The organism is Nocardia sp. JMUB6875, assembly GCF_041154655.1.
Taxonomy (GTDB): domain Bacteria; phylum Actinomycetota; class Actinomycetes; order Mycobacteriales; family Mycobacteriaceae; genus Nocardia.
Window position 1 is genome coordinate 1 of sequence record NZ_BAAFGR010000234.1, and the last position, 8,952, is coordinate 8,952.

The following is an 8,952-nucleotide window of genomic DNA, read 5'->3' on the forward strand; positions in this document are numbered from 1 at the left end:
GCGTGGGGGTGGGCGACGGAGGGCAGTCGTTGTTGGTGATGAATTCGACGCTGCCGCCCTGGCTCACGGTGTCCGCGGTGGCGAGCGGTGCGGTGAGGGCGACGGCGGTGGAGATGGCGGCGATTCCCGCGGCCCCGAGGCCGTACCGGCGAATGCTCTTCATGCGTATTTCCTTATGGTGCAAGCCATTCCCCCAGAGCGGGGAATGATGCGAAACAGTAGTGCTTCACACCTTCGGAAACAAGACCCGCGATGACGAGCCGCAGGGCGGGTCTCGCGGCCGCGATCAGCCTATGCTGGCGCCGTTGCCGCCGGTCAGGCTGGCGATCAGGTTGATGATGAGCGGGAGCAGGGTGCTCGCGCTGCCGGTCCCCGTCGGGGTCGAGGTCGCGGCGTCGGCGACGGTGACGTCCACCGGGCCCGAGGTGGGCACCGACTGCGAGCCGCCGGTCAGCACCACCCACAGGTGATGCGAGCCGGACACGGTCGGGGTCCACTGCACCGAGGCCTGGGTGGTGCCCGAGGAGGTGGCCGAGCCGATGGACTGGGTGCTGCCGTTGGCGGTGTCGTACAGGTTCGCGGTCACGCCGGTCACGCCGGTGATGATGTTGACCGTGTACTGGTTGCCGGTCACGAAGCCGCTGCCCACGACGGTCATGCCATTGCTGGAGGTGTCCGCGGCCGCGAACGGGGCGGTGAGGGCGACGGTGGCGGAGATGGCGGCGATGCCCGCGGCGCTCAGACCGAACCGGCGGATGTTCTTCATCAGATATTCCTTTTGCTTGGACGGCAGCCGCTCGGCATGCCGAACAGACTGACTAACATTTCAAATGAATGCGCGCTACCGGAAACGGGAATTCTCGCCCTGCGAAATTGCTGGGAATTCGATTCCGGCGCCGCGTGATCCGGGCCCCGGGCCGCCGACCGAGGGGGTGGCGCGGGGGCCTTCCGGCAGCGTGTTAGAGTCTTCAGGTTGTCTCGGCGAGGGTGTGGCACCTAGCTGCCCACCGTGATCGACGCGGCTCGGCCTATTCGGCCGTCCCATGTTGATCTTCGCCGACGAGCAGACCAACTCAGCCAGGGCGGCCCAGTCGCCTGGCGACCAGCTGACATTACAGCCCGGACGAGCCGTAGGGAGTAGACACAGTCATGTCCGACGCCAACCTTCTCGAAGCCACCGTACGTACCGAGTTCGGTAAGGGCGCCGCCCGCCGTACCCGCCGCGACGGCAACGTTCCCGCCGTGCTCTACGGCCACAACGAGGAGCCGCAGCACCTGTCGGTCAACGCCCAGGCGTTCGCCGCCATCCTGCGTGAGCACGGCACCAACGCCGTCCTCAACCTGGACATCGCCGGCAAGAAGCAGCTGGCCCTGACCAAGTCGGTCGTCGTGCACCCGATCCGTCGCTACATCGAGCACGCCGACCTGCTGATCGTGCGTCGTGGCGAGAAGGTCACCGCCGACGTGAGCATCGCCCTGGTCGGCGAGGCCGCCTCCGGCACCCTGGTCCAGCAGGACACCATCGTGCTGTCCATCGAGGCCGAGGCCCTGCACATCCCCGAGTCCATCGAGGTCTCCATCGAGGGCGTCGAGGCCGGCACCCAGATCCTCGCGGGCCAGATCGCGCTGCCGAAGGGTGTCACCCTGGCCGGCGACCCCGAGGCCCTGATCGTCAACATCATCGCCGCCCCGGCCGCCGCCGCCGAGGAGACCGAAGAGGCCACCACCGAAGAGGCCGCCGCGGAGTAACTCCCTACTTCCGCAACGGTTCCAGATGACCGAGGCAACTGCCGGGCCCGCGCTCGTGGTCGGACTGGGTAACCCCGGATCCGAATACGAGCGCACCCGGCACAATGTCGGTTTCATGGTCGCCGATGTGCTCGCGGAGCGCGTCGGCGGCCGTTTCACCGTGCACAAGAAGTCCGGCGCGGATCTGCTCGAGGCCCGCCTGGACGGGCGCAAGGTGCTGCTGGCCAAGCCGCGCACCTACATGAACCTGTCCGGGCGGCCCGTCGCGGCGCTGGCCAAATTCTTCTCCGTCCCCGCCACCGAGGTGATCGTCGTCCACGACGAACTCGACCTCCCGTTCGGCGCCGTGCGCCTCAAGCGCGGCGGCGGCGAGGGCGGGCACAACGGGCTGCGTTCGATCTCACAGGCCCTCACCACCAAGGACTATCTGCGTGTCCGCTTTGGCATCGGCCGCCCACCGGGCCGCCAGGATCCGGCGGATTACGTGCTGAAGCCCTTCTCCGCGCCGGAGCGCAAAGAGGTTCCGGTGATCGTCGAGCAGACCGCGGACGCGGTCGAGCTACTGCTGCGCGTGGGTCTGGAAACCGCGCAGAACCAACTGCACTGAGCCGCAGGGCCGCTCAGCCCAGGTGCGTGGCCGTCGCCGAGCGGCGCAGCTTTCCGGAGGATGTCTTCGGGAGTGCGCCGGGGCCCAGGACGGTGACGCTGCGGGGGCGGACTCCCACCTCCGAGAACACCGCGTGGACGATGTCGTGTTCTATGCGGTGGACTTCTTGCGGGTTCTGGAAGTCGTTGGATTCGACTACCACCGCGAAGCTTTCGCGTTTCTGACCCGCGTCGAGGCGGACGGCCACCGCGTTGCCGGGGCGAACGCCGTTGACGCGCAGGGCGGCTCGTTCGATGTCGGTGGGGAAGATGTTGCGGCCCGCCATGATGATGACGTCCTTGATGCGGCCGCAGACCACTACCAGGCCGTCCTCGGTGAAGTAGCCGATGTCGCCGGTGTCGAGCCAGCCTTCGGAGTCCTGGGCGGGGCGGAAGCCGTCGACGGTGACGTAGCCGGAAGTTACTGCGGGGCCACGGAGTTCGATGACGCCGACGCTGCGCACGGGGAGGGGTTGGCGGTCGGCGTCGACCACGCGGCCCTCGAGGTTGTCGACCAGGTAGCCGAGGGTGGGGAGGCGGCGGACATTGCCGTGGTGGTGGTCCGGATCGCGGACGGGGACGGCCTTGCCGAGGGCTTCCAGCAGGTCGGCGTCGACGGTGTCGATGACCTGGCCCAGGCCCGGGTCGGGAATGGAGACGGCCAGGGTGGTCTCGGCCATGCCGTAGACCGGGGTGAGGGCCATGGGGTTGAGGCCGAAGCGCTTTCCGGCCTCGGCGAGGGCGTCCATGGTGTCGGCGTCGACGGGTTCCGCGCCGTTCCACATGTAGCGGACGCTGCTCAGGTCGAAGGCGCCGTCCGCGGCATTGCGCAGGCGGCGGGCGAGCAGGGAGTAGGCGAAGTTCGGTGCGGCGGTGACGGTTCCGCGGTACTTCGAGATGAGCTCGGCCCACAGGATCGGGCGGGTCAGGAAGTCCAGGGGCGTCACGCACACCACCTCGGCGCCGAACTGCATTGGGACGCTGAGGAATCCGACCATGCCCATATCGTGGAACAGTGGCAGCCAGCTGATCATCACATCGTCGTCGAGCTGGAATTTCACCCGGTCGAACATGGCGTAGGCGTTGACGTAGAAGTTGCCGTGGGTGATGCGCACGGCCTTCGGGGAACCGGTGGAGCCGGAGGTCAACTGCTGCAACGCGATCGCGTCCTCGCCGGTCGGCAGCGGATCGACGGGTGGGCCCGCGCGCATGGCGTCGAGGGTGATCACGGCGATACCGCGTTCGCGCAGCAGCGGTTCCGCGATCTCGAAGGGCGCGCCCAGGATCACCGCCCGCGCCTCGATCATGCCGAGCACGGTTTCGGTGTCGCGGGTCCACACCTCGAGATCGGTGCGCGGCGTGGGCTGATGCAGCATGGTGATCGAGGCCCCGCGCATCCACACCGCCTGGCAGGCGGGCGCGATATCGACCGGCATCCCCGCCAGCACCCCGACCGCGTCACCCGGTCCGATCTCCGCTTCGGCCAGACCACCCGCCATCCGGCGCGCGATCTCGTGGATCTCACCCCACGTGTGCCGCACCGGCGCAGACGGTTCCCCGGTCACCAGCCCCCGCTTCGAGACACGCGCGGTGGCATACATTTCCTCGGTGAAGCGGCTCACGGTCGACTCCTCAAACGCGTAACCAGCACCTCCAATATCCCGCGTCCGGTGAAGGCTGTTAACCGTTTTCGGAGTTCATGTCCGTTTACCCGAGGGTGCGAACAGTCCGCACGAAGCGATCCAGGTCCTCGAAGCTGACGAAGCAGTGCGGGGAGGCCCGCACCACCGAGTTCAGTTCGCGCGCCGACATATCCAGCAGGGTCGAGCCGCGGAAGCTGACTGTCACCGTGATGTCCTCGGCGGCCAGCCGATCGCGGACCTGTACCGGTTCCAGACCGTCGACGGTGAAGGACACGATGCCCGCGTGCTGGGTGCCGCGGTCGCGCACATCCACGCCCGGAATCTCCTGCAATGCCTTGCGCAGGTATTCGGCGCGCTCGGCGATGGCCGCGTAGACCGCGGCCGGGCCCAGATCGAGGAGATAGCGCACGGCCGCGCCCAGGCCGAGGCGGGCGGCCACGCTGTGCTCCCAGAATTCGAAGCGGCTGGCGTCGGGGGCGAGCACGTAGTCGTCGGGGGCGGTCCACTCGGCGCTGTGCAGGTCCAGGCGGCCCGGTTCCAGGCTCAGGGCCAGTTCGGGGCGGACGTAGAGGAAGCCGGTGCCGCGCGGGCCGCGCAGCCACTTGCGGCCGGTGGCCGAGAGCGCGTCCACCTCGAGTTCGGCGACGTCGAGGGGCAGCTGCCCGGCCGACTGGCAGGCGTCCAGCAGCACCAGCGCGCCCACCCGGTGCGCGCGGCGGGCGGCCTCGGCGACCGGGTTCACCAGTCCGCCATTGGTCGGAACGTGAACCAGCGACACCAGTTTCACGCGCTCGTCGAGCATGGCGTCGAGCGCGTCGAGGTCGAGCTGGCCGCTGGAGTCGCTGGGAATTGCCTCCACGGTCGCGCCGGTCTGCCGGGCGCGCTGCAGGGCGGCGATGGCATTGCTGGCGTAGTCGGCGCCGGAGATGAGCACGCGGTCGCCGGGCGCGAGCGGGACCGAATAGAAGAAATCGCTCCACGAGCGGCTGGCGCTGTCGCTCATGGCGATGGCGGCCGGGTCGGCGTTCAGCAGTTCGGCGACGGCCGTCTTGACGCCGTGCAGATCGTCGATGCGCTCGTTCGCCGCGCGATAGCCACCGATCTCCGCCTCGCGGCGCAGGTGCTCGATGGTGGTGTCGACGACGACCCGGGGTGGCAGCGAGGAACCAGCACTATCGAGAAATACAAGATTTTCACAACCTGGCGTGTCGGCCCGCAACCGCGCGATTTCCAGCATGGGAACGACCATATCGGTTGCGGTGTTCTTCATTTCGTCAGATTTCTTGTCACAGTCCCTCGCTACTCTGGTTTGGTCGCTGCCGGACCCCCGTGTGGCGACCGCATCAGACGGAGGTTGGCAATGGCTGTCACGGCGTCACCCACCGATGTGCTGCGAAATGGCCTGACCGAAACCGAGCCGGGCGGCGAGTTCTCCTCACGCGCCGCCGCCGAGGCTTACATCGGGAAAGTGTGTTTCAAACAGGGCCCACCGCTGCTCATCGGTGCCGAACTGGAGTGGCTCACCACGCAAGGTGAACTTTCGGCAACGAATTCGCGTCCCGACCCGAGGGTCTTCGCGGACGCCCTCGGACCGTATGCGCCGCGGTCCATTTCCCCCGATTCCCCGGCCGTTCCGTTGCCGGGAGGCAGCCGGGTCACCCTCGAACCCGGCGGTCAGATCGAACTGTCCAGTGCCCCGTTCGGCACCGCCGCCGAACTGTGCGAGCGCTTGCGGGCAGACACGATCCGCCTGCGGGAGCTGCTCGAATCCCGCGATATCCGAACCCTTTCCGCCGCCGCCGACGCGAGCCGGCGGCCGCTGCGTGTGCTGACCCTGCCGCGCTACCGGGCCATGGAGCGATCCTTCGCCGGTATCGGGCCGTTCGGGGCGCTCATGATGTGCAATACCGCCGCCACCCAGGTCAGCGTCGACGCGGGCGCGAATCCCGCCGAGATCGCGGCCCGGTGGCGGGTGCTGTACGCCATGGGGCCCGCCCTGCTGGCCGCGTTCGCCTGTTCACCGGACCTGCATTCCGCCCCGCCCGGCGCCTGGGCGTCCCAGCGCATGCGGGCCTGGCAGCGGCTCGACCAGCTGCGGACTCGGCCGCCCGTGCACGACTGGGCCGATCCCATCGCCGGGTACGCGCGCTGGATGCTGGACGTGCCGCTGCTGTGCGTGCGGTGCGACGGCGAGGATTGGACGGCTCCGGCCGGGGCGACCTTCGCGGATTGGCTGTGCGGGGCGCTGGACGAGGAGATCGGGCGGCGGCCCTCGCGAGAAGATCTGGATTACCACCTGACCACGGTCTTCCCGCCGGTCCGCGCGTCCGGGCATCTCGAGGTGCGCTATCTCGACGCGCAGCCGGGTGACGGGTGGTCGGTACCGGTGTATGCCTTCGACGCACTGCTGTCCAGCCCCGAAACGGTCGCGGAGGCAACGGGTTTGGCCGCCTCGACCGCGGATCTCTGGTCCGAGGCCGCGCGGTGCGGTCTGGCCGATCCGGAATTGCGCGCCACCGCCGTCGCGTTGCTCGAGCTGGCCACAGCACATGCCGCTACCGGGGAAGCCGCGCAGCAGTTGGGCGCCGCCGCCGAGCGATGTCGCAGCGGACTGCCGCCCGCGATGGGCGAATACGAATCGGGAGTTCTCTCATGACAATTCAGCACGTGCCCGGCACCGACCGGGCGGAGACCGAGCGGCTGCGGGGGCAGATCGCCGAGACCCTGGAACGGGCCCGGCGGCGGACCATCGGTTTGACCGAATGCCTCGACGAGGCCGAACTGGTCGCCCAGCACTCGCGGATCATGAGCCCGCTGGTCTGGGATCTCGCGCACATCGGCAATCAGGAAGAACTGTGGCTGGTGCGCGATGTCGGCGGGCGGGAGGCGGTGCGCGAGGACATCGACCACCTCTACGACGCCTTCAAACATGCCCGGGCCGATCGGCCCGCGCTGCCGCTGCTGGATCCGACACAGGCCCGCGCGTATGTCGGGACCGTGCGGGACAAGGTGTGGGATGTGCTGGAGCACAGTCCATTACGCGGCAACGAGCTGGTCGACGGCGGGTTCGCCTTCGGCATGATCGCTCAGCACGAGCAGCAGCACGATGAGACCATGCTGGCCACCCATCAGCTGCGCACCGGGGACGCGGTGCTGTCCGCGCCGCCGACGCCGCCCGCGCGGGTGCGCGTGACCGGTGAAGTCGTCATTCCCGCAGGGGAATTCATGATGGGCACGGATACCGACCCGTGGGCCTTGGACAACGAGCGTCCCGCGCATCCAGTGCACGTCGACGGTTTCGCCATCGACGCCGCTCCCATCACCAACGAGCAGTACCTGGCCTTCGCGGACGACGGTGGATACGAGCGGCCCGAACTGTGGTCCGAGCGCGGCTGGGCGCATCGCATCGAGGCCGGGCTGACCGCACCCCAGTTCTGGGAGCAGGACGGTGGCGGCCGTTGGTGGCGAAGGGTTTTCGGCACCATGCAGCCGCTGCGCGCGCAGCAGCCGGTGGTGCACGTCTGCTGGTTCGAGGCCGAGGCGTACGCCAACTGGGCGGGCAAACGCCTGCCCACCGAGGCCGAATGGGAGAAGGCGGCCCGCTTCGATCCGGCCACCGGCCGCACTCGCCGATTCCCCTGGGGCGACCTCGATCCCACCGAGTCCCTCGCCAATCTCGGCCAGCACCATCTGGAACCGGCCGACGTCGGGGCGTACCCCGCCGGTGCCTCCCCGAGCGGTGTGCACCAGTTGATCGGCGACGTCTGGGAGTGGACGTCCTCGGGCTTCGACCCGTACCCCGGCTTCCGGTTCTTCCCCTACCGCGAATACTCGGAAGTCTTCTTCGGCGGCGACTACAAGGTCCTGCGCGGCGGCTCCTTCGGCGCCGACCAGGTCGCCTCCCGGGGCACCTTCCGCAACTGGGACCACCCCATCCGCCGCCAAATCTTCTCCGGCTTCCGCCTGGCCAGAGACCTGACCCCCGGCGAGCACTGATGTGCCGCCACCTCGCCTACCTGGGCCCGCCAACCCCGGTAGGAACCTTGCTGACCCACGGCCCGCATTCCCTCCGCACCCAATCCTGGGCCCCTCGCGAAATGCGGGGCGGCGGCACCATCAACGCCGACGGCTTCGGCGTCGCCTGGTGGCACCACCCCGACGCCGCCACCCCGGACCACGGACCCGGCGTCATCTGGCACGGCGGCGCATCCCCGGACCTCCGCGCCGCAGCCGACGCTGCCGGTGGTGACTCGGCGGGCATCGGCGGGCGCACCGGCCCGGAATCGACCAGTGGGCCCGGACCGGTCGCTGCCGGGGCGACCGCTGCTCCGGCTGATACCGGCTCTGCCGCAGGAGCTTTGGTAGTCAGCAGGTACCGCAACGCGGCTCCGATCTGGACCGATCCCGCGGTAGACGAGGTCCTACCCCAGATCCGCTCAACCGCGGTACTGGCCGCAATCCGTTCCGCCACAGTGGGCATGCCGGTGGAACGGGCCGCCTGCGCCCCATTCACCCACGGCCGCTGGGCCTTCAGCCACAACGGCGCGATACCCGACTGGCGGCGGGTCCTCGCAGAGGTGGCGGAGGAGTTCGGTTCACCCTCGCTGCTCGACGCCGAATCGCTCACCGATTCGGCCGCACTCTGGGTAATTCTGCGGGGCTTGCTCGAAGGCAACCCCGCGAACTCCGAGTCCGGCACCCGATCGGCGAGTTCGGCCGTGGCCTTCGGTTCCACGGTGAGCGTCACCTCGACTTCGGGTGCGGCACCGGAGGTTCGGGCCTGGGGATGGTCCACGGCCTCGGCCGGAGTCGATTCCGAGACGGTTGGTATCGAGCCGGGGGAGGCGTTGCGGCGGGTCAGTGCCGCGGTGCTGGAGCGGTCGCCGAAGGCTCGGCTGAATTTGCTGTTGGGGGA

Annotated in this window: 7 protein-coding genes and 1 pseudogene; 5 read left to right on the forward strand and 3 right to left on the reverse strand. The window is 68.9% G+C overall.

The annotated features are described in order from the left end of the window. Nucleotides 1-286: 286 nt before the first annotated feature. Nucleotides 287-766, reverse strand: a complete 480-nt coding sequence (locus ACAM49_RS36015; protein WP_369640012.1) for a hypothetical protein — start codon at nucleotides 764-766, stop codon at nucleotides 287-289. Nucleotides 767-1,149: 383 nt separating this feature from the next. Here ACAM49_RS36015 and ACAM49_RS36020 point away from each other — a divergent pair, with 383 nt between their 5' ends. Both ACAM49_RS36020 and pth read left to right on the forward strand, forming a co-directional pair. Further along, nucleotides 1,150-1,749: a 50S ribosomal protein L25/general stress protein Ctc gene (locus ACAM49_RS36020; RefSeq protein ID WP_369640013.1), complete on the forward strand. Its 600-nt coding sequence runs from the start codon at nucleotides 1,150-1,152 to the stop codon at nucleotides 1,747-1,749. Nucleotides 1,750-1,774: 25 nt separating this feature from the next. Continuing rightward, entirely contained in the window at nucleotides 1,775-2,356 is a 582-nt protein-coding gene (pth, locus tag ACAM49_RS36025; RefSeq protein ID WP_369640014.1) for an aminoacyl-tRNA hydrolase, read from the forward strand. A 13-nt stretch (nucleotides 2,357-2,369) separates the two neighbouring features. Here pth and ACAM49_RS36030 read toward each other — a convergent pair whose 3' ends face one another. Both ACAM49_RS36030 and ACAM49_RS36035 read right to left on the reverse strand, forming a co-directional pair. Beyond that, entirely contained in the window at nucleotides 2,370-4,016 is a 1,647-nt protein-coding gene (locus tag ACAM49_RS36030; protein ID WP_369640015.1) for a fatty acyl-AMP ligase, read from the reverse strand. 85 nt (nucleotides 4,017-4,101) lie between these two features. Then, nucleotides 4,102-5,274 carry an aminotransferase class V-fold PLP-dependent enzyme gene (locus ACAM49_RS36035; protein WP_369640018.1) on the reverse strand — a complete coding sequence of 391 codons (1,173 nt, stop codon included), beginning with the start codon at nucleotides 5,272-5,274 and terminating at the stop codon, nucleotides 4,102-4,104. Between the two features lie 123 nt (nucleotides 5,275-5,397). Between ACAM49_RS36035 and egtA the strand changes: the two genes are divergently transcribed. The 3 genes and pseudogenes from egtA to ACAM49_RS36050 form a co-directional block, all read left to right on the forward strand. After that, on the forward strand, nucleotides 5,398-6,693 hold the full coding sequence (gene egtA, locus ACAM49_RS36040; protein ID WP_369640016.1) for an ergothioneine biosynthesis glutamate--cysteine ligase EgtA: 1,296 nt from the start codon (nucleotides 5,398-5,400) through the stop codon (nucleotides 6,691-6,693). Next, nucleotides 6,690-8,033, forward strand: a complete 1,344-nt coding sequence (gene egtB, locus ACAM49_RS36045) for an ergothioneine biosynthesis protein EgtB (protein ID WP_369640017.1) — start codon at nucleotides 6,690-6,692, stop codon at nucleotides 8,031-8,033. Before egtA ends, egtB begins: the two co-directional genes overlap by 4 nt. After that, nucleotides 8,033-8,952 (forward strand): annotated as a pseudogene (locus ACAM49_RS36050) (hypothetical protein); the annotation flags it as partial. The gene egtB and the pseudogene ACAM49_RS36050, both read left to right, overlap by 1 nt.